Origin of the sequence: Clostridium sp. KNHs216 (genome assembly GCF_006714885.1) — a bacterium.
Taxonomy (GTDB): domain Bacteria; phylum Bacillota; class Clostridia; order Oscillospirales; family Acutalibacteraceae; genus Caproiciproducens.
The window spans coordinates 2,533,722-2,553,336 of record NZ_VFMF01000001.1; the positions used below are offsets into that span (position 1 = coordinate 2,533,722).

Annotated in this window: 23 protein-coding genes; 14 read left to right on the top strand and 9 right to left on the bottom strand. The window is 51.1% G+C overall.

Annotated features, from left to right (window positions below):
* From LY85_RS12275 to LY85_RS12285, 3 genes are read right to left on the bottom strand one after another with little or no spacing between them, the layout of a single operon-like run.
* Positions 1–1,398 carry an energy-coupling factor ABC transporter ATP-binding protein gene (locus LY85_RS12275; RefSeq protein ID WP_141826871.1) on the bottom strand — a complete coding sequence of 466 codons (1,398 nt, stop codon included), beginning with the start codon at positions 1,396–1,398 and terminating at the stop codon, positions 1–3.
* 13 nt (positions 1,399–1,411) lie between these two features.
* Positions 1,412–2,080 (bottom strand): energy-coupling factor transporter transmembrane component T, encoded by a 669-nt coding sequence (locus tag LY85_RS12280; RefSeq protein ID WP_141828077.1) that lies wholly within the window; start codon positions 2,078–2,080, stop codon positions 1,412–1,414.
* A 2-nt stretch (positions 2,081–2,082) separates the two neighbouring features.
* On the bottom strand, positions 2,083–2,688 hold the full coding sequence (locus LY85_RS12285) for an MptD family putative ECF transporter S component (RefSeq protein WP_141826872.1): 606 nt from the start codon (positions 2,686–2,688) through the stop codon (positions 2,083–2,085).
* Positions 2,689–3,072: 384 nt separating this feature from the next.
* On the opposite strand from LY85_RS12285, the gene LY85_RS12290 reads away from it, so the two are divergent.
* The 3 genes from LY85_RS12290 to LY85_RS12300 all read left to right on the top strand — a co-directional run bounded on the left by LY85_RS12290 (position 3,073) and on the right by LY85_RS12300 (position 5,421).
* Entirely contained in the window at positions 3,073–3,420 is a 348-nt protein-coding gene (locus LY85_RS12290; protein WP_038322199.1) for a DUF6176 family protein, read from the top strand.
* A 187-nt stretch (positions 3,421–3,607) separates the two neighbouring features.
* Positions 3,608–4,495, top strand: a complete 888-nt coding sequence (locus LY85_RS12295) for a GGDEF domain-containing protein (RefSeq protein WP_141826873.1) — start codon at positions 3,608–3,610, stop codon at positions 4,493–4,495.
* A 107-nt stretch (positions 4,496–4,602) separates the two neighbouring features.
* Entirely contained in the window at positions 4,603–5,421 is an 819-nt protein-coding gene (locus LY85_RS12300) for a MerR family transcriptional regulator (RefSeq protein ID WP_141826874.1), read from the top strand.
* Between the two features lie 114 nt (positions 5,422–5,535).
* Here the strand turns inward: LY85_RS12300 and LY85_RS12305 are convergent, their stop codons facing one another.
* The 5 genes from LY85_RS12305 to LY85_RS12320 form a co-directional block, all read right to left on the bottom strand.
* Positions 5,536–6,330, bottom strand: coding sequence for a class I SAM-dependent methyltransferase (locus LY85_RS12305; protein ID WP_141826875.1), 795 nt, complete (start codon positions 6,328–6,330; stop codon positions 5,536–5,538).
* A complete protein-coding gene (locus LY85_RS12310) occupies positions 6,327–6,950 on the bottom strand; it encodes a class I SAM-dependent methyltransferase (protein ID WP_243122544.1) in 624 nt (207 codons plus the stop codon). Before LY85_RS12310 ends, LY85_RS12305 begins: the two co-directional genes overlap by 4 nt.
* The gene (locus tag LY85_RS12315; RefSeq protein ID WP_141826876.1) at positions 6,947–7,639 is read right to left on the bottom strand and encodes a class I SAM-dependent methyltransferase; all 693 of its coding nucleotides are present in this window, start codon (positions 7,637–7,639) and stop codon (positions 6,947–6,949) included. Before LY85_RS12315 ends, LY85_RS12310 begins: the two co-directional genes overlap by 4 nt.
* 108 nt (positions 7,640–7,747) lie before the next feature.
* Complete coding sequence (locus tag LY85_RS19340) at positions 7,748–7,921, bottom strand: hypothetical protein (protein WP_185741204.1); 174 nt, start codon at positions 7,919–7,921, stop codon at positions 7,748–7,750.
* Positions 7,922–7,980: 59 nt separating this feature from the next.
* Entirely contained in the window at positions 7,981–8,196 is a 216-nt protein-coding gene (locus tag LY85_RS12320; protein WP_141826877.1) for a helix-turn-helix transcriptional regulator, read from the bottom strand.
* Positions 8,197–8,451: 255 nt separating this feature from the next.
* On the opposite strand from LY85_RS12320, the gene LY85_RS19345 reads away from it, so the two are divergent.
* The 3 genes from LY85_RS19345 (at position 8,452) to LY85_RS12330 (ending at position 9,500) form a co-directional block, all read left to right on the top strand.
* Complete coding sequence (locus LY85_RS19345; RefSeq protein ID WP_185741205.1) at positions 8,452–8,592, top strand: hypothetical protein; 141 nt, start codon at positions 8,452–8,454, stop codon at positions 8,590–8,592.
* A gap of 61 nt (positions 8,593–8,653) precedes the next feature.
* The gene (locus tag LY85_RS12325) at positions 8,654–9,286 is read left to right on the top strand and encodes a GyrI-like domain-containing protein (protein ID WP_141828080.1); all 633 of its coding nucleotides are present in this window, start codon (positions 8,654–8,656) and stop codon (positions 9,284–9,286) included.
* A gap of 25 nt (positions 9,287–9,311) precedes the next feature.
* Positions 9,312–9,500: a hypothetical protein gene (locus LY85_RS12330; protein ID WP_141826878.1), complete on the top strand. Its 189-nt coding sequence runs from the start codon at positions 9,312–9,314 to the stop codon at positions 9,498–9,500.
* A gap of 212 nt (positions 9,501–9,712) precedes the next feature.
* Here the strand turns inward: LY85_RS12330 and LY85_RS12335 are convergent, their stop codons facing one another.
* Positions 9,713–10,525 (bottom strand): DeoR/GlpR family DNA-binding transcription regulator, encoded by an 813-nt coding sequence (locus LY85_RS12335; protein WP_141826879.1) that lies wholly within the window; start codon positions 10,523–10,525, stop codon positions 9,713–9,715.
* Positions 10,526–10,810: 285 nt separating this feature from the next.
* On the opposite strand from LY85_RS12335, the gene LY85_RS12340 reads away from it, so the two are divergent.
* The 8 genes from LY85_RS12340 to LY85_RS12375 all read left to right on the top strand — a co-directional run bounded on the left by LY85_RS12340 (position 10,811) and on the right by LY85_RS12375 (position 19,568).
* Positions 10,811–12,307, top strand: a complete 1,497-nt coding sequence (locus LY85_RS12340; protein WP_141826880.1) for a glycerol kinase — start codon at positions 10,811–10,813, stop codon at positions 12,305–12,307.
* A gap of 3 nt (positions 12,308–12,310) precedes the next feature.
* Positions 12,311–13,141 (top strand): transketolase, encoded by an 831-nt coding sequence (locus LY85_RS12345; protein WP_141826881.1) that lies wholly within the window; start codon positions 12,311–12,313, stop codon positions 13,139–13,141.
* Positions 13,141–14,085: a transketolase C-terminal domain-containing protein gene (locus LY85_RS12350; protein WP_141826882.1), complete on the top strand. Its 945-nt coding sequence runs from the start codon at positions 13,141–13,143 to the stop codon at positions 14,083–14,085. Before LY85_RS12345 ends, LY85_RS12350 begins: the two co-directional genes overlap by 1 nt.
* A 27-nt stretch (positions 14,086–14,112) precedes the next feature.
* Positions 14,113–15,156: an NAD(P)-dependent alcohol dehydrogenase gene (locus tag LY85_RS12355; protein ID WP_141826883.1), complete on the top strand. Its 1,044-nt coding sequence runs from the start codon at positions 14,113–14,115 to the stop codon at positions 15,154–15,156.
* A 203-nt stretch (positions 15,157–15,359) separates the two neighbouring features.
* Positions 15,360–16,475 carry a substrate-binding domain-containing protein gene (locus LY85_RS12360; RefSeq protein ID WP_141826884.1) on the top strand — a complete coding sequence of 372 codons (1,116 nt, stop codon included), beginning with the start codon at positions 15,360–15,362 and terminating at the stop codon, positions 16,473–16,475.
* On the top strand, positions 16,453–17,958 hold the full coding sequence (locus LY85_RS12365) for a sugar ABC transporter ATP-binding protein (protein WP_141826885.1): 1,506 nt from the start codon (positions 16,453–16,455) through the stop codon (positions 17,956–17,958). Before LY85_RS12360 ends, LY85_RS12365 begins: the two co-directional genes overlap by 23 nt.
* An 18-nt stretch (positions 17,959–17,976) precedes the next feature.
* Positions 17,977–18,981, top strand: a complete 1,005-nt coding sequence (locus tag LY85_RS12370; protein ID WP_141826886.1) for an ABC transporter permease — start codon at positions 17,977–17,979, stop codon at positions 18,979–18,981.
* Positions 18,978–19,568 carry a histidine phosphatase family protein gene (locus LY85_RS12375; RefSeq protein WP_141826887.1) on the top strand — a complete coding sequence of 197 codons (591 nt, stop codon included), beginning with the start codon at positions 18,978–18,980 and terminating at the stop codon, positions 19,566–19,568. The genes LY85_RS12370 and LY85_RS12375 overlap by 4 nt, the downstream gene beginning before the upstream one ends.
* Positions 19,569–19,615: the final 47 nt, after the last annotated feature.

Consider the following 19,615-nt stretch of genomic DNA (forward strand, 5'->3'; position numbering starts at 1 on the left):
TTATAAGCCCTCCTCCCTGAGTTCCAGCTCCCTGTCACAGGCGCAGCGGAGAAATTCTCTGTCGTGGGTCACGATGAGTACGATGCGCCCTTCGTCTGCCAATTGCCTGACAACGGACGACACCTCCATCATGTGTGCGTAATCCAGTCCGCTGGTGGGCTCGTCAAATATCAGAAGCTCTTTGCCGGAAAGCACGGCGGTCGCTATGGCAAGCCGCTGCTTCTGCCCGCCGGAAAGCGCCATCGGATGCTTTTCCTGAAACGGCAGCAGGTCAAACCGGTTCAGGACTTCCTTTACCCGCTCGTCTGTGCATTCCGGGGCCGCCAGCAGGCACTCTCCAAATACGCTGTCCGAAAAAAGCTGGTGATTCACGTCCTGCATGACGCAGAAGGCGGCTTTCGCCCGCTGCTTCCGGTTCAGCCGCCTGCCGTTCAGCCGAACGGTTCCCGCGAGTTCGCGCATCAGTCCGCACAGGCACCGGGTCAAGGTGGTTTTGCCGATTCCGTTTTTTCCGGAAACCGCCAGAATTTCCCCGGGGACCGCTGAAAAGGAAAGCGCCCGGAGCACCGGCTCGTCTTTTCCAAAGCCGCAGATAAGCCCTTCCACCGACAGCCCCCGCGCCGCGCCGCAGGGCAGAGCGGGTGGCAGGGCACCGTCCGGCGGCGTCAGCGCCCTCAGTCCCATATCGATCCGTTCCCTCTCCGGCAGGGAAAAGAATTCTCCGCCGGAAAAGCTCCGCTCAATTCTCCCGTTTTTCAGGAAAACCGCCCGGTCGATCAGGCCGTCCAGAAACCAGAGGCGGTGCTCTGCAATGACCACGGTATGGCCCTGCCGCTTTAAAAACCGAAGCTGCTCCCGCAGGCGTTTGACCGCATCCTCGTCAAGGTTCGCGGTCGGTTCGTCCAGCACGAACACCGCCGGGTCCATGGCGTAAACGGAGGCGAAGGCCAGCATCTGCTTTTCCCCTCCCGACATCGAGAAGATGCTTCTGCCCTGAAGGGCTTCCATCCGCAGGTTCCGGACGGTTTCCTTCAGCCGTGTTCGTATGAAATCCGGCGCGGCTCCCTGATTTTCCAGACCGAAAGCCAGCTCGCTGTCGGAATCGAGGTTGAAAAACTGGCTTTTGGGGTTCTGAAATACGGAGCCCACCCGCTTTGCAAGCTCGTAAAGCTCCGTTTCGGCCACCGCAAGGCCTTCGGCGGATACCCTGCCTGCCAGCGCGCAGCCGTCCGTAAAATGCGGGACCAGCCCGTTCATCAGCTTGGTGACCGTCGTTTTTCCGCATCCGGATTCTCCGCAGAGCAGAATGCACTCGCCGTCCCGTATTTTCAGGGTAACATCGTGAAGCGTGCCGTGCTCTCCGGAATAGCCGAAGGATACGTCTTCAATGGAAATCATAAAGCACCTCCTTTCATCTGATCAGGCAGGAAGCGGCGGTGAAGAGAACCCCGGCCAGAATACACGCTCCGTCCGCCGCGGTCAGGCGGAGCTCCACCACGCTTGTTTTGGGAGCGGGGTTTTCAATGCCGCGCGTCACCGCCGCCGCCGCGAGCTCTTCCGCGGTGCCGGTCGCCGAGATCATCAAAGGAATGACCAGACATTCCACTTTCTGAAGCCCGTGAATCTTCCGAAGCTTCATGGCGTCGCGTATGTATCCGGCCTCTTCACGGATCGCGGGAAAGTAGCGCAGGGTCACCGATACCGCCACGATCAGCTTCTGCGGAAAATGCCATTTCCTCAGACCCACGATCAGGTCCCGAAGCGGCGTCTTTTTTACCATCAGCATACCGACGACCAGGCAGGGGAACATTCTTCGCGTGTAATTTGCAAAAATGGAAAAGCTGGTGGCAATGATCTTTGCGGATACCGGAAACACGTAATATTGAAGGCCCAGAAGCAGGCAGAAGGCCAGCAGCCACCGGGCGACCGCCCTGCCGCAGCCGCAGAAAGCCGCCAGCAGACAGAGGGAAAGAATCCAGCCGGTTTCTACCGGGAAGGAGTTCTGTGTGAACGCGATGATGTTGGACATCACCAGCAGAAGCAGCCCTGTGCGGGGATCGATTCGCAGATGTTTTTGCATGCTCAAACGATGCCCGCCTTGACAAAGTGCTTTTTAAACATGCCTCTGGTAATGTAAGCGCCGAATATCGCGCCGACAACAGGCGCCGCAAAAAGGACGAACAACATGGCGGGCGAGGAAACGGCTTTCAGGGTTTCAAGGTAGTCCGCCGGGATTCCCTGCGAGGAAATCTGGGAAAGGAAGCTGTCCCGCATCAGCCAGAGCGGAAGCGGCGATCCCGTCATGCCAAGCGAAAACAGCACGAAAGCCGCCGTGTTTCCCTGAAAGCTCCCGTATTTCGTAACGGCGCGGGCGAGCTCCGCCAGAGAACAGGAAATGACGAACGTTACAAGGATCACCACTGTGAACTGACCCGTTACAAAATAAATAAGACCGGTAATAATGCCCATCAGCAGTACGGCCCAGGGCTTCTGTACCTTGGCGCACATCAGCATAAAGGGAATCCCCGAAAACAAGGCGATGAAGCCGGGCATCAGGATCCAGATTAAGGGATGCAGTCCGCCCAGCAGCATGAAGATAAAGTTAATGACGAAGTAAAGGGCGGAGAAGATTCCCACCGTAATGAGATCCTTTCCTGTCAGCCCTCTGTTTAAGTTGTTTGAAGCCATTTTTGTTTCCCCCTGACAGCGGTTAGCTGTAGCTAACTAACCGGCTTTTTATTAGGACGCCTGACAGCGTCCGTCACAAAACAGTATAATGGCTGCCGGTTTTGACTTCCGCTCCGATTGGACGGTTTGGCACCGTTTGGACTTTTTGTTTGCATCCGCGGGAAAGCTTTTTCCTGGATACGCACTCGCACCGCAGGATGCCGGCGGGGTGTTTTTATATGGTTAGTGATAACGAATCATATCGTAGCATATTCCGCCGGGCATGTAAAGAAAATACGTTTATGGACCCGTATTTCTTGACTTAAAGCGGTGTTTCCTGTATGATTAGGTTAGCGTTGACTAACCGGCCGTAATCGGACGAAAATACAAGGAGGAGAAAATAGAATGGACATTGTTTTATGGCGTGTGAAAATTAAATCCGGAAAGGAAGACCTCGCGCGGGAGTGGCTTGAATTTTTAAAGGAAAACAAGGAGGCGGGCAATGAAACGCTGAAAAATGAAAAGGAGCATCTGGAAATTTATTTTACCAGTGTGGAAAACGGGTCCATGTACGTCTATCTGTTTGTTCTGGCCGACGACCTGGAATATGCAAGCAAAGTGGCTCAGTCCAGCGGGAACCCGCTGGATGCAAAGCATTTTGAATATATGACGGCCTGTGTGGATACGGAGGGCTGCGTGCGGATTGACCCGGCGCTTGCGCTGGGGGACTTTTCCGTGTTTCAGCAAAATTAAGAAGCTGCCCCTCCCGGCCTGAGCCGTTAATTTCGGATGTTTTATGATGGCCTGCCTGTAGTTTGCCATATTTGCATTCTCATTGTATAATAAAAAACATAATTACCCGACTGCGCAGATTTTACTCTGTTTTTCTGCTCTTGAGCGCATCCGTTGTTTCCGTCTTATCATCTTAAGGAGAGTATGTATGACCGAAAAAATTACGCTGGACAAACTGCAGGCGAACTTGGACTTTTTTCACAAAATGTATGATGCGGTCCGTCTTGTGGACCCCGTGCGGAAAAGGGTTATGGAATACCGCAATAACGGTACGGCCGAAACGTGCGAGGCGTGTTACGCCTATTGGAGCAGCGGGCGCATCTGTGAAAACTGCGTGTCGATCAGGGCGCACCGGGAACAGAAGAGCTTTATGAAGCTGGAGCACAGCCCCGATGTGATTATGCTGGTCACTGCCCTGCCGATCGACTCCGAGGAACACCCCGTGGTGCTGGAAATTCTGAAAAACGCGACGGATACCATGATGATCGGCACGGGCGAATACAATAAGGGTCAGGTGCTGTTTAACGCGGTCAGGGATATCAACGATATGGTCATCCGGGACGAGCTGACGTCTTTGTATAACCGCCGGTTTCTGGACGACCGTCTGCCCGCCGATATTGTCGGCGCGATGGTGGGCCAGAAGCCGCTGTCGGTTATTTTTATCGATATTGACAATATGAAGTCGGTCAACGATACCTTCGGTCATGCGGCCGGGGACCAGGTTCTGAAATTCGCGGCGGGAACGATCCGGAAATGCATCAGAAACGAGACGGACTGGGCGGCCCGCTACGGCGGCGACGAGTTCGTGATCTGCCTGAACAATACCGGCAGCGAAGAGGCGCACCGCGTTTCACAGCGGATTTATCAGGATTTTGATAAAGCGGCGTTCCCCATACAGGGCAGCGATATTGGCATTACGGTATCACTGGGAGTGGTGACAATGCCGGACTCCGGCTTAACGGCGGAGGAGATCATCAAGCTGGCCGATAAAAAAATGTATGAGGCGAAAAAACGCCATAAAAGAACGGAAAGATAAAGGTTAAGCCTCGGCTGATAAATTGTAAAATGCCTCTTGACTCTCCCATTATGGTATACTCTATACTGTAACTGAGCTCGAAAAAACACATGTGTGAGGGATCTATCATGCTGAAAATAGGTGATTTTTCTAAACTGTCAAGGATCAGCATCCGGATGCTGCGGCATTACGACGAAATCGGCCTGCTGGTGCCCAAAAGTATCGATTCTTTTACTGGCTACCGCTATTACGGCGAGGATCAGCTCCCTGTGGCCGGTCGGATTAATTGTCTCAAGGATATGGGGTTCGGCCTGTCCGTTATCGGGGAAATTCTGAAAATCTACGATGATCCGCAAAAGCTGGCGGAGTTTTTGTCCGTAAAGCAAACCGAAGTAAAAGCAGAGGCCGAGTTAACCGCGCACCGTCTGCTGCTCCTTGAAACAGCCATTAAACGGCTGAGAAAGGATGGAACCGCGATGAGTTACAATGTAACTTTAAAAACGCTGCCTGAACGCTATGTTGCCAGCGTCCGGCAGATCATTCCCGCATATGACTACGAGGGCAGGCTCTGGCATGTCCTCATGAAAGAAACCGCCCCGTTAAACATGCAGGACGGAGAGCCCTGCTACACGCTGGCGATTTTCCACGATGCAGAGTACAAGGAAAACGACGTGGACGTGGAAGTTCAGAAATCCGTGCGGGGCAGCTACCCGAACACCGAGCATGTGGTGTTCAAAACCGAGCCGCCTGTTTTGATCGCTTCAGCCACCTACAAGGGAGGCTATGACAAAATCGACGGAGTCAGTGAGGCTGTTGCCAATTGGGTTCGCGATAACGGTTACGATTTTAACGGGCCTTTCTTCAACATTTACCATGTCAGCCCTCATGAAACGCAGAATCCTGACGAATGGGTGACGGAGGTTTGCTACCCCGTGAAAAAGAAATAAGCGTCATCAGTAAAAAATACCGCCTGCAAAAAAAGCAGGCGGTATTTTTTGTCAGCAGTTTCTCTTTTTAATATAGGAGGGATCCCCCAAAAATAAAAACAGAGGTCAGGAGTTTTATTTCTTCCCGCAGATAAGTCCCATTTCTCCGGCGACCAAAGACGTCCGCAACAGCTTTGGAACAAAGCTGTTCTTCCGGGTGTCCACGAAGCGGATTTCCGTTACCTCTTTTGACAGCGTTTCCACCAGCGCGTTCAAATTCGGATAATTCTTCTGGGAGAAAAACACATCTTCAAACGCGAAGGGCGCGCCGGGCTTCAGTACCCGCAGAGCCTCCCGGATCAGCGCCAGTTTATCCGGCTGGGTGCGTACCTCGTGAAAGACAAAATTGCTTACCGCGGCATCGAAGTGCCCGTCAGGAAAATCCAGATGCGCTGCGTCGCCCTTTTGAAAGGACGTACGTTTTGCAACTCCTTCCAGCTCCGCGTTGGTTTCGCACTGTTCCTTTGCGTAGTCCCACATTGCGCCCCAGTAGTCCATGCCGACGCAGCGGGCATCCGGATATTTTTTTGCGGCCTTGATGGTCAGCGCGCCGCTGCCGCAGCCGATATCCAGAAGCGTACCGTGCCCGTCCCAATCGAGATAGCGCAGTACATTGTCCAGAATTTTGCCCTGCACGCCGCCGCCCTCATAAGAGAGCAGCCGGCGGGCGCGGGCCATGTATCCGAAAAGGGCCAGCGTCAGAAGCGCCGCGGCAGCGAAAAAAATCCGAAGGATGATAACGGGAACGTTCGCTGCCGGCAGGAAACTGGCGATGAACAGCAGGGCCAGCAGGAGGCCGGTCACGCCTAAGGTAGTCGGCAGCTTTGCCGGTATCCAATTTGCATAGTCGATTTTTGTTTGCTTTTTCATAAAAGTCCCCCTTCCGCTTTTCCGGCCAGCAGACCGATCCAGCCCTTTTTGTTCCGTAACAGGCGGACGGGAACAAAACCCGCCTGTTCCAGCCGAACCTTCAGGTCCTCGCCGGCATAGACCGTCATCCCGTCGATGAGCCCGGTCCAGGTAGTGTTGGCCGGATCATCCATTTCGCATACGAGGAGGAACTGCCCTCCGGGTTTGAGTACGCGCAGGACCTCGGCAAAAGCTTTTTCGAGATCAGGCCAGAAATAGACCGTTTCAAAAGCGGTCACCAGATCGAAGGCTGCGTCGGCATAGGGCAGCGCCCCTACGTCCCCTTGTCGGATCTCACACCGTTTGCCAAGGTCCGCGGCGTTTTTCTTCCGACTGAAGGCGACGCTTTCTGAGGAATAGTCGATGCCGTCCACGAACCCTAGGGGACAGAGATTCATCAGCCTTGCGATGTTCGCGCCCCCGCCGCAGCCAATGTCCAGCACGTGGGCGTCCGGCGCGGGATAAATCAGGGAAAGCCCCCAGGTGGACAGCGGCGTATGCCCTCCGTTCATGCTGCGGAGCATCATGCGCCCAAGAAAGCCCTCCGGCTTTCGAGTGTTTTGGAAAAAGCGTTTCATCATTTTCTTGATTCCCCCTTGCGGCAGCAAAAGCAGGCCATGGATTTTACCGTATCCAGGGTCACGTTTGCGTAGAAATTTTCCAGTTGTTTTTTCAGGCTTTCCGCCGTCTCAAACGGAGGAGTAAAAAAGCCCTTCGGTTCGTAAAAATGCCGGATAAACCAATCGGTGCGCCGGGTTTCGCCCCGGATATAAAAGCAGCCGCAGAAAATCCCGCCGGGCTTCAGCACCCGGAAGGTCTCGCGATAGGCCGCGCCCTTGTCCGGAAAGGCGTGAAAGCCGTTCAGGGACAATACGACGTCGAAGCTGCCGTTTTCAAAGGGGAGGCCACCCACGTCGCCCTGTACAAAGCGGACCTGCCGCAATCCGAACTTTTCCGCCCTTTTTTGCGCGGTGGCCATCATTTCTGTCGAGTAGTCCAGACAGGTCACGTCCGCATTTGCCAGCTTCTGGTATACCGGCATGGTGAGGACGCCCGTACCCACGGGAACTTCCAGAAGCTTTCCGGCAAAGTCCTCCCGGATTCCGGCAAGCGCCAGCTGCAGATAGCGGTCATTATCCGCCTTGTTCATATCCCACACCAGTTTGCAGATGGTTCTGCCAAAAAGCGTGGAGCAGGTGATCATACCGTCGTAGGCGGTAGCCTCCTGTCCCAGCATCTGATAAGCCTGCCGGATTTCTTCATGCGCCATACCTGTCGTCACTCCTTCTGATTTTCTTTCCCTTGGCGTTTTTCGTGTGCCCTCCGTCATGGCGGCCAGGGAAACGGGCGGCTTTCTGTTCGCCTGTTAATGGTTAGCCTACGCTAACTCAAGCCGGTTAAAAAAGCCGTCCTTGCGGGACAACTTTTCAGAACAATTTTCGGACATGCACTTCACCGCTGTGATAGTGCCCTTTTCATATTCCTCCGGCACCTTGCGCAGGAAATAGGAAACAACCCGCTCCACAAAGGCCATCATGTTAATAATAATCATACGATACACCCTCCCGTCTGCTTTGTCAATCTTTTCAGGCACCATAAAGAAAACAGCATTTACTTATTGTATGGCGTTTTATGACTGGTCAGGCCTAACAGATAGTCCACGCTTGTCTGATAAAATTTCGCCAGGGATATTAGTGACGAGCTGGGAATATCCAAAGCCCCGCTTTCGTATCTCGAATAGGTTGTTTGGCTGATGTTAAGCAGTTCCGCCAGCTGCTGTTGAGTTAGATCGTGGTCTTCCCGCAAATCTCTGATATGCTGATACAATATTCTCACCTCACAGATATTGTATAATATGCGAAAATTGCATATTGACTTTCATGCGAAACCCGCATAAAATCAATATGGCTGTCGATATTCTGATTACGGCACAGCGGGAATGTGAGGAGCTAACCATATCATTGCCGGAATCGGAAGTGCGAACGATTTCGTTATCGCGGGAAGACAAAAAGGGCGCGGATGAGGAATAACTTTACAATTGCATATTGATTCGGTACAATAATACTGAAAACTCTGGAGGATGTGGCCCGATACAAGAAGGCGCTGCGCGGCAAAATGAAGAACAAGGCGCTTTCCATCCATGATCTTCCGTTTAAAGATACGATGCACAGCCTGATACAAAAAGATGTCCAAAGCCTGCTGCAGGTGATGGGAAACGAATAGAATTTTGAGCAAAATGCTGGAGGATTGGCGCTGTTGATATCCATATTAAGGAGGGAAAATGATGACGTTCGACTATAAGAAAGAGTACAGGGAATTTTATTTGCCGCCGGAGCATCCCGGTATTGTGGAAATTCCGGCAATGAATTTCCTCGCCGTACGGGGAAAAGGCGACCCCAATGAAGAGGACGGGGAGTACAAAAAGGCCATGGAACTGCTCTATGGTATGGCCTACACCATCAAGATGAGCTATAAGAGCACCCGTCAAATCGAAGGTTTTTTTGAATATGTCGTGCCGCCGCTGGAAGGACTCTGGTGGCAGGAGGGCGTCCGTGGCGTCGACTACTCCCGCAAGGACCGCTTTCAGTGGATTTCCCTGATTCGTCTGCCGGATTTCGTGAAGGAGCCCGATTTTGAATGGGCACAGGAAGAGGCGGCGAGGAAAAAGAAGACGGACTTTTCTCCGGTGGAATTCTTTTCCTATGACGAGGGGCTGTGCGTGCAGTGCATGCATCTGGGCCCTTATGACGGCGAACCGGCCACTGTCCTGGCAATGGAGCAATACGTGAAACAAAACGGGTATGCTGTTGAAATTACCGATAAACGGCATCATCACGAAATTTATTTGAGTGATCCCCGCAGGACGGAAGCGTCCAAACTGAAAACCGTCATCCGTCACCCGATACGGAAAGCTTGAGTCACGCAGGAAAAGGAGTGAGCTTGTGGAGGGCTTTACAAAGGAAGAGCTGCAGGAAGCGCTCCGGGCAATCGCTTCCACGATCAGCAAGTGTGAAAAAGTGCAGCCAAAATTGAAAGAAGGTACTTCCCAGCACACTTTGCTTATCCGCAGGATCAAAGCGCTGCGTATCGCATCGGCGCTGATCACCAGAGAATTGGAGAACATTTCATAATGCCGGCGGTCGTTGTCCGAGTACGCAGATATTCCCCAACCGGTCACCGGTTTGCGGGAAGAGCGATAGGGCCCTTGCTCGCTGCAAAGGGGACGTGTTTATCACTACGGTCACATGGTGCCGGAGAACTTCTATACCGTTGATTTAGTACCTTCATAAAAAACAGCAGGGACAAGGCTTTACCTTGTCCCTGCTGTTTTTCAAACATCCTGTTATTGCCGGCTGGTTTTCTTGTCCGCATTGTAATGCTCCACAACGGATTTCGTGTCTGAATTTACAATAATGATCTCCGTACCGAAGTCGGCGGCTTTTTTTACAGATGCGGCAGGAGCCTTGTCATCGGTAATAATGGTATTGATTTCTTCAAGGCTTATAGAATTACATAAGGAATTGACATCCCATTTGGAATAATCGAGCAGCAGAATGCGTTTTTCCGCGATGGAGGCCAGCGCTTTTTTGGTTGTGGTCAAATTCTGCGTATGCTCATACGCCCCTCCCGGAACCCGGAAAGCGCGGCAGGAAATAAAAGCGATGTCCGCTTTGTATTGCGAAATGTGTTCCGGTTCGGCAAATAAGATGGAGCGGTTTGCATGATTCAGAAAACCGGTCGGAAGCAAAACCTGAACACTGCTGTAATTCGATAAAGTCAAGGTGGCGGTCAGGCTGGAGGTAATCACCGACAAGGGGATGTTCTGCGGCATCATTGTCACCATTTGCTGGATCGTAGTTCCCGAATCCAGGCAGATGCTTTCAAAAGGAACCAGATACTGCAGCGCAATGGCTGCAATGGCTTCTTTTTCCTTTTTATTCTCCTCTATCTGAACATAATAATCCGTCTCCTGCGCGTTTTTCAGCAAAACGGCATAGCCATGCTCGCGCTTTACAAAATTCATTTCCTGCAGCTTGTCAAGATTTCTTCTAACCGTCATTTCGGTACAGTTGAGCAGCCTGGAAAGCTCGCTGATGGAAATGATATTTTGGGACTGCATGATTTCAATGATTTGGGCCGGTCGATCTTTTTGCATACTTTGCACACCTTTATCAATTTAATACTTTTTGTATCAAGGATATTCGAACATTCATGGCATGGAATTTGAATCTATTATAATATAAAACTTTAAAAATAACAACAGATTGTTTTAAAACGATTGAAAACGAACACGAATCAAACATATCATACAAAAAAGCAAACATAATCTATTGACAACTAGCGCTAATGTGTTTATAATGTTCAATATAGAAAGCATATGAATCAAAAATAAACAAAATAAAGTTCTTTATAAAACAAATTCGAGAGGAATAGAAACATTTTGAGTACATTTTATATTTTGGGTGTTGACCAAAGCACGCAGGGTACCAAGGCGGTTCTATTTGACGAACGCGGAAAAATAATTGGCAGATGTGATCGCCCCCATAGGCAGATCGTCAATGAAAAGAGCTGGGTGTCACATGATCCGGAAGAAATTTATCGTAACGTTGTCGCCGTCTGCAAAGCGGTCGTCGAAAAGACCGGAATTGACAGAAAAAAGATCGTCTGCATGGGGATAGACAATCAGCGCGAAACCACGGTTTGCTGGGATAAAAAGACCGGCCGTCCGGTTGGGAATGCAATCGTCTGGCAGTGTAACAGAGCCAAGAACCTTTGTGACCGTATTGGTGCGGACCCTTCTGTGACAGAAGCCGTTTACAGCAAGACGGGCTTAAACTTGTCTCCGTATTACCCGGCCGCCAAAATGGCATGGATGATCGAAAACTTTCCGGACATGGAGGATAAGATCAAAAACCATACCCTGGCGTTGGGAACCGTAGACAGCTGGCTGATTTATAAGCTTACACATGGGGCCTCTTTCAAAACCGATTATTCCAACGCAAGCAGGACACAGCTGTTTCATATCAGAAATCTTGCGTGGGACGAGGAGCTCTGTGGCATCTTTCATATCCCAATGGATGCGCTTCCGGAGGTCTGCGATTCCGATTCGGTCTTTGGCCATACGGATCTGGAGGGGTATCTTGAAGCGCCGATTCCTGTTTGCGGAGTTTTGGGCGATTCCCACGGCGCTTTGTTTGGACATCACTGTCTGAATGAAGGCGACATCAAGGCAACTTACGGGACGGGCTCGTCCGTCATGCTGAACACGGGCTTTGAACCGTTTTTCAGTAAACACGGTTTATCCACGTCGCTCGCCTGGAAAGTAAAAGGAAAAGTTTCCTATGTGCTGGAAGGCAACATCAATTATACGGGTGCCGTGATCTCGTGGCTGAAAGATGAGCTTGGGCTTATTCAGTCCGCCTCTGAAACATCCGGGCTTGCAAGCGAAGCGGATGAGCATGATCAGACTTATATCATCCCCGCGTTTTCCGGCCTGGGCGCCCCCTGGTGGAGGCACGATACGCGCGCGCTGATTACCGGGATGAGCAGAACAACCGGCAGGAAAGAAATCGTGAAAGCCGGCTGCGAATGTGCGGCTTATCAAATCAACGATGTGATTGAAGCAATGAGAAAGGATACCGGTCTCAACATCCCGCAGATGTGCGTGGACGGAGGGCCTACAAGAGACCAATATCTCATGCAGTTTCAAAGCGATATTACCGAAATAGACATTAAGATACCGGACGCGGAGGAGCTTTCCGTCATTGGGGCCGCTTATCTGGCCGGTATTTCTTCAGGCCTATATGATGAATCCCGTATTTACGAGGCTATTTCATATCATATATATCGTCCGCGGATGAACGGCAATATCCGAGCAGAAAAGGTTTTCGGATGGAACCAAGCAATCAACATGCTGCTCGGCAGTAAGGAGGAGTAAAAAATGCTGGACGATCAGCAGATCAGGAAATTGGAGATTCAGGCGTCTGAAATCTGTGAAAAGACAGTGGAACTGATTTATAACGGAGGAGGCGGGCATATCGGCGGCGATCTTTCGGAAGTGGATATCATGGTCGCCATATTCAACTACATCAAACATGATCCCAAAAATCCGAAATGGAGCGAAAGAGATTATTTCGTATTAAGCAAAGGGCATTCATCCGAGACTTATTATACTCTTTTGGCGGAATACGGGTATATTGGGAAAGAAGAATTGGATACATACGGGAAATTTGGCTCCCCTCTCGGAGGGCATCCCAACAAAAAAATCACCGGCGTCGAAGCGAATACCGGGTCTTTGGGGCACGGTCTGGGGCTGGCCACCGGAATTGCGCTGGCTCTGAAAAAAAACCATAAAGAGAATCGCGTGTATGTGCTTACCGGCGACGGAGAGCTTGCCGAAGGAAGCAATTGGGAGGCTTTGATGTCCGCGTCAAAATATCAGCTTGACAACCTGACGTGGATTGTCGACCGGAATTTTCTCCAAATCAGCGGAAGCACCGAAACGGTGATGCCGCTTGAAAAGCTGAAGGAAAAGGCGGAAGCGTTTGGGTTTAAAACGGTTGAGATCGACGGGCATAATTTTGATCAGATTTTTACTGCGCTGAGCAATCGGGAAAAAGGCCGTCCCATCTGTATTATTGCGGATACAATCAAGGGAAAAAGGCTCGCCTGTGCGGAAAATAAGGCCGAATGGCACCATAAGACCCCAACGAAAGAACAGCTGGAACAGTTGAAAAAAGACATGGACGAATACAGAAAGGAACTGGCTTAATGGAAAAAGAAGCTTGCAGCAGTGCTTTTTCCAAGATGATTCTTGAAAAAGCCAAAAGCGATAAAGATATTATAGTTGTTTGCACCGACTCGAAGGGTTCCGCAAAGCTGGGAAGCTACCCCGACGAACTTCCCGAACAGTTTGTGGAAATGGGGATTGCGGAACAGAATGCGGTCACGGTTTCCGCCGGAATGTCTTACATAGGTAAAAAAGTATTTGTGATCGGACCGGCAAGCTTTTACAGCACACGTTCTTCGGAGCAGGTCAAAGTCGACGTGGCGTATTCCAATAACAATGTAACGGTAATCGGGATCAGCGGGGGCATCAGCTATGGGGCGCTGGGGGCAACGCATCATTCTCTTCAGGATATTGCGCTGATGCGTGCCATACCGAACCTGACGGTGGAAATCCCCTCCGACGCTACGCAGATGCGGGCCGTTACCGCCGAACTGCTGAACGAGGGAAGGCCGACTTATATCAGAATCGGAAGGAATGCGGTCCCCGTGTTGTACCGGGACGCGTCGGAAATCAGAATCGGCAGGGCGAACAGATGGTTCGACGGCCGCGACGCGGCCATCGTCGTTTGCGGGCAGCTGGTCTGCAAAGCCATTGAAGCCGCCGAACTGCTGAAAAAAGAAGGGATCGACGTCACGGTTGTAGACATGCATACCATCAAGCCGCTGGATACCGAAATGCTCGGCAGGGTGGCGGAAGAGTGCCGGTGTATCCTTACGCTGGAAGAACACAGCATCTACGGCGGCCTGGGAGGCGCTGTATCCGAATTTCTTGCACAGAACAGGCCCGTCCCAATGAAAATATGCGGAATCCCGGATGAAGACGTCCCAAATGGAACCGACGAGGAAGTTTTCAGATATTACAGAATGGACCCGGAAGGAATCGCGGAGAAGGTCAGAAATCTTATCGCGATCAAGAAAAGTTTGTAAAAATGAATGATCAGGGAGGAAATAACCATGCAGGGAAAAATGAAAGTATGTGTATTGATTGGCAAGCAGAAACTCGACTGGACCGAACGGGAGATTCCCCAGCCAAAACCCGGAGAACTGCAGATCAAGCTGGAATATGTTGGCGTCTGCGGCTCGGACCTTCATTTCTATCAGGAGGGCCGGCTCGCCAACTGGGAGCTTGACGGGCCGCTCGCGCTCGGCCATGAGCCGGGAGGCGTTGTTACCGCAGTCGGGGAAGGCGTCGAGGGATTTTCAGTGGGGGATAAAGTGGCGATCGAGCCAGCGGTGCCCTGCGGAAAATGTGAAGACTGCAGAAAAGGCCACTATAACCTGTGCAAGGACGTAAAAATGCTCGCGATTCCGCACGAGCGCGACGGCGTGTTTTCGGAGTATTGCGTCCACGACGCTTCCATGTGCTACAAACTCCCGGATTCCGTCGGCACTATGGAGGGCGGGCTGCTTGAACCGCTGAACGTAGGATTGCACGCGACGGAGCTGTCCGACGCGAAAATCGGGGAAAGCGCTATCGTCCTCGGCAGCGGCTGCATCGGGTTGTGTACGATCATGAGCCTGAAAGCCAGGGGCATCAGCGAAATCTATGTGGCGGACGTTCTGGACAAGCGGCTGGAAAAGGCAATGGAAGTCGGCGCGACAAGGGTCTTCAACAGCAGGAGAGAGAGCATCGAGGAATTTGCTAAAACGCTGCCGGGCGGCGGAGTCGATCAGGTATACGAATGCGCGGGAAACCGGCTCACGACCCTGCAGACCTGTAGGCTGATCAAACGTGCCGGAAAAGTCACGCTGGTCGGCGTTTCGCCGGAACCTGTTCTCGAGCTCGACGTTGCCACCCTCAACGCAATGGAAGGCACGGTCTATTCCGTTTACCGCTATCGGAATCTGTATCCGAAAGCCATCTCGGCGGTCGCCTCCGGTGCCATTCCTCTGGATAAAATCGTTTCCCACGTATTCGATTTTAAAGATTGCATCCATGCAATTGAATACAGTACGAACCATAAGGATGAAGTCATCAAAGCGGTCATAAAGTTCTGAACCGTGTTTCCTTTTCAACGGAAGGTTCCGTCTGTTTGTCTGCCGATAGATTGCAATAGGTTTCTATCCTTATTTTATCAATTCAATCACATCGGTCGGGGTCCTGTTGCTTCTATATAAATGGAGAAAATGGTGTTCGCCGTGCCCGTTTTTCCACTCAATTGCGAGATACGGCTAATTGTATTGATTTGGAGGAGAAAAAGATGAGGAAAAAACTGTTATCTGTAGCAACCGCAGCACTGCTGGCGGTTTCCCTGCTGGCGGGCTGCGCGTCGTCGGCACCTGCCGCAACTTCTTCCGGAACGAAAACCGAGGGTACGAACAGCGTGGTGGCTAAGGCGGGTGACAGCGCCACCGGCAAAACCGACCTTGCAGACCAGAAATTTGACACATCCTATACGCCGAAGAAAAAGAGCTACAAAATCTACTGTACATACAAGAACATCCACAGCTGGTATGACGCAATCAAAGCCGGTGTCGATGCGGCGGTGAAGGATATGGACGGCAAAGGCGTCACAGTCGATTACGAGTGGTACGGACCGGCGGAACCCAATGCGGTCGATCAGGTCAACTCGATCGAAACCGCCGTGGGTCAGGGATACGACCTGATCGCAGTCGATGTAAACCAGCCTGAAACGACGGCAAAGGCAATCGACGCCGCAGTGGAAAAAGGGATTCCGGTCGCAACCTTCGCAAGCTCCGACGTGGAGAACTGTAAGAGGTCGTTTTTTGTAGGAAATACAGATAACTACGGCGACGGCTGCACGCTCGCAAAAGCTGTCTGTGAAAAAATGGGCGGTAAAGGGCAAATCGCGATTCTTTCGGGAACGATGGGCGCTGCCTCCCATGAAGCAAGATTAAAAGGGTTCAAGGACACGATCGCAAAATACCCGGATATCAAAATCGTTGACGAACAGAGGGACAATGACGCCGTCGAAAAAGCGATCAGCATCACGGAGTCCTGGCTGCAGGCCTATCCGGACCTCGGCGGAATCCTCTGCAACAACATGTCCAACCCGGTCGGCGCCTGCCAGGCAGTCAAGGACGCGGGCAAATCCGGTAAGATCGTCATCGGCGGCATGGACCACGATCTTCGCACGCTCAAATATCTGAAAGACGGCACCCTGTATGTTGCACAGGTCCAGAACTGCTATGATATGGGCTATAAGCTGATCTACAACGCAATCAAGACCATCGACGGCGAAAAGGTCGAAGAATCGACGGCAGTCGGCTCAACCTCCGTGTATGCGGCGGACGCCGACAAGTTCATCAAGATGCTGTATGGAGATAATGCAGATGCAAACACGCAATCAAAATGATGATTATATCATTGAAATGAAGGATATCACCAAAACCTTTCCCGGAACAAAAGCATTGGATAAGATATGCCTTAAATTAAGGAAAGGGGAAATTCATGCTTTGGTCGGCGAAAACGGAGCCGGCAAAAGCACATTGATGAATATCCTTACCGGGCAAATTTCCATGGACGAAGGAGAAATCTTTATGGAGGGGGAGCCTTTAAGGCTCTCCACCCCTGAAGAAGCTCTGAAAAAAAATATCGTACTGGTTCCCCAGGAGCTGAATCTGGTCGCGGAGGCCAGCGCCGCCGAGAACATTTTCCTCGGAAACGAGATTGTGAAGTTCGGGGTGATCGACTCCAAGGAAACTCAAAAAAGAGCAAAAGAAATTCTGAAGGTACTCAATGTTGAAATCGATGTTACGCAGCCGGTAAAAGAGCTGTCGGCAGCCTACCAGCAGCTGGTTTCCATTGCGCGCGCACTGGCCTATACCCCCAAGGTGTTGATTCTGGATGAACCGACCTCCGTCCTTACCAATGTGGAAGCGGAAAATCTTTTTCAGTCGATGCAGGAGCTGAAGCAGCGGGGTACGGCGATGGTCTTTATCACCCATCATTTGGATGAGGTGATGCAGCAGGCGGATCGGATCACGATTATGAAGGACGGAAAATTGGTGGAAGAAGTGCCTGCGTCAGAAATAACCAAAGATGAAATGATAACAAAAATGGCAGGAAAACAGGTACAACAACTGAAACGAGTCAAGAGAAATGTATCGGATGAAATTTTTTATGAGGCAAAGCACCTGAGCAGAAAAGGTGAGTTTGAAGATATCAGCTTCCATATCCGCAAAGGTGAAATTTTATGTGTGGCCGGTCTGGTTGGAGCGGGAAGAACGGAAATCTTCAAATGTGTATTTGGAATCACACAGAGCGAACCGGGCGCACATACTTACATTGAAGGTAAAGAAGTTGCAATCAATTCCCCAATGTCGGCGATCGCACATGGGATGGGATATGTATCGGAAGAAAGAAGGCATGACGGAATTACGCCGTCCATGTCGGTTATGGAAAACATGGTGCTTCCTTCCTATAAGCAGATGCTGGAGCATGGGTTGATTGATTACAGCCAGGCTGCCTCTCTTGCTGATCAGTATATCAAAGAAATGTCCATAAAAACCGCGTCCAGAGACACGCTGATCAAAAACCTGTCCGGCGGCAATCAGCAGAAGGTGATCGTAGCCAGATGGATGGCCAAAGGCGTCCGGATGCTGATCCTTGATGAACCCACCCGGGGCATTGATGTAAATGCCAAGGGAGAAATCCATAATCTGATTCGCGAGCTTGCGGATCATGGTGTCGCCGTGGTCGTGATTTCTTCCGAAATGGATGAAGTTTTCGCGATGGCCGACAGAATCATGGTGATTTGCCGCGGCAAAGTGAGCGGGTTCATTGATGATGTTGATCTGACCACACAGGAAGATGTTCTTAAGGTAGCTTTTCAGTAGCGGGAGGTTTCGTTAATTATGAATAAAACAATTAAATTTTTCAAGTCAACGGCGGGGATGGTGCTGATTGTTACCTTATTAGTGGGAGTCGCTGTACAGATCGCTACGGGTAATTTCTTTACCGCATACAATATCAGTACCCTGACAAGGGCGGCATCGTTCGTGATCATCGTCGGTTTTGGGCAGACAATTGTCCTTTTAACGGGAGGCATCGACCTTTCCGTAGCAACGATTGGCTCCGTATGCGGCATGGCAAATGCCATTTTCATGGTTCAGTACGGAATCAATCCGTATCTTGCAATTCTTATCACGACTCTTATGGGAATTCCGCTCGGCGCGGTCAATGGATTCTTCATTGCAAAGTTCAAAATGACTCCTTTTATCGTTACCCTTGCGACCATGCAGATCTACAAGGGAGTTGTTTATGTCGTCACGAAGGGAATGCCGATTACGGGAATGCCGGATTCTGCGGAACATCTGGCAAACGGCATCATCAACGGCATTCTTCCCAACATTGTTATTTTCATGGTCGTTATCTGCATCCTGCTGACCGTCATGCTGAAAAAGACCCGGTTTGGGCGCTATGTTTACGCCCTTGGCGGAAACCGGAACTGTGCGAAAATTGTGGGAATTCCCACGGTGAAAATTGAAATTATGGTCTATTGCCTCAGCGGCCTGCTGTCCGCTTTTGCCGGCGTCATGATGTCCTGTAAGCTGGCATCCTTTCAGGCAAGCATTGGAGAGAGCTGGCAGATGGAATCCATTACGGCGGCGGTGCTCGGCGGCACTTCCATGGCCGGCGGTTTGGGATCGGTTGTCGGCACAATCGTGGGCGGCTTCCTCAGCAGCGTGATCAGCACCTGTATCACCTTGCTGCGGGTATCCTCCTACTGGGAGACAATCGTTACAGGCGCCGTCGTATTGATCGCTGTTTTCATCGACGCTGTCAAGGACAACGAAGCATTCCGCGAGAAATTCGGCAGGAGATTCAAAAAGCCGGCAAAAGCCAATACGAGCGAATGAAAATCTATCTGATCCGGCACGGAGAAACTGATTGGAACCGTGAATTGAAAATTCAGGGCCAGGCAGATATCCCGTTAAATGAAGCCGGACGAAAACAGGCGAGACTGGCAGCCGGGAAAATGATACAGATACCGGTGGATATCGCTTATACGAGCCCATTGAAAAGAGCACGGGAAACAGCGGAGATTTTTTTGGCGGGCAGGGAGAACTGTTCTCTGTACACAAACCGGCTTCTGAGGGAAATCTCTTATGGAGTAAGGGAGGGGCAGTCCCTGCCGCTTATTTACAAATGCCCGTTTTTCAGGTTACATAACTATTTTAAGCACCCTGAAAAGTATCTTCCGCCGCGGGGCGGGGAAACAATTCAGGAGCTGAAAGCAAGGTGCCGGTCTTTTCTGGAAGAAAAAGCATACGGATATGAGTCGCGGTTTTCCAGTATGATGGTTTTTACACACGGCGCTTTTATCAAGGCGACGGTCAGCATCGTGAATCAGCTTCCCGACCGTGATTTTTGGGCGGGAGCCGAAACGGAAAATTGCTCGGTTACCGTCATACAATTAAAGAATCGTCATTTCAGTATCCTTTAGAGGTACCGGAAAGAACTTTGGCCGCCGGGAAACGAAAGTTTCCCGGC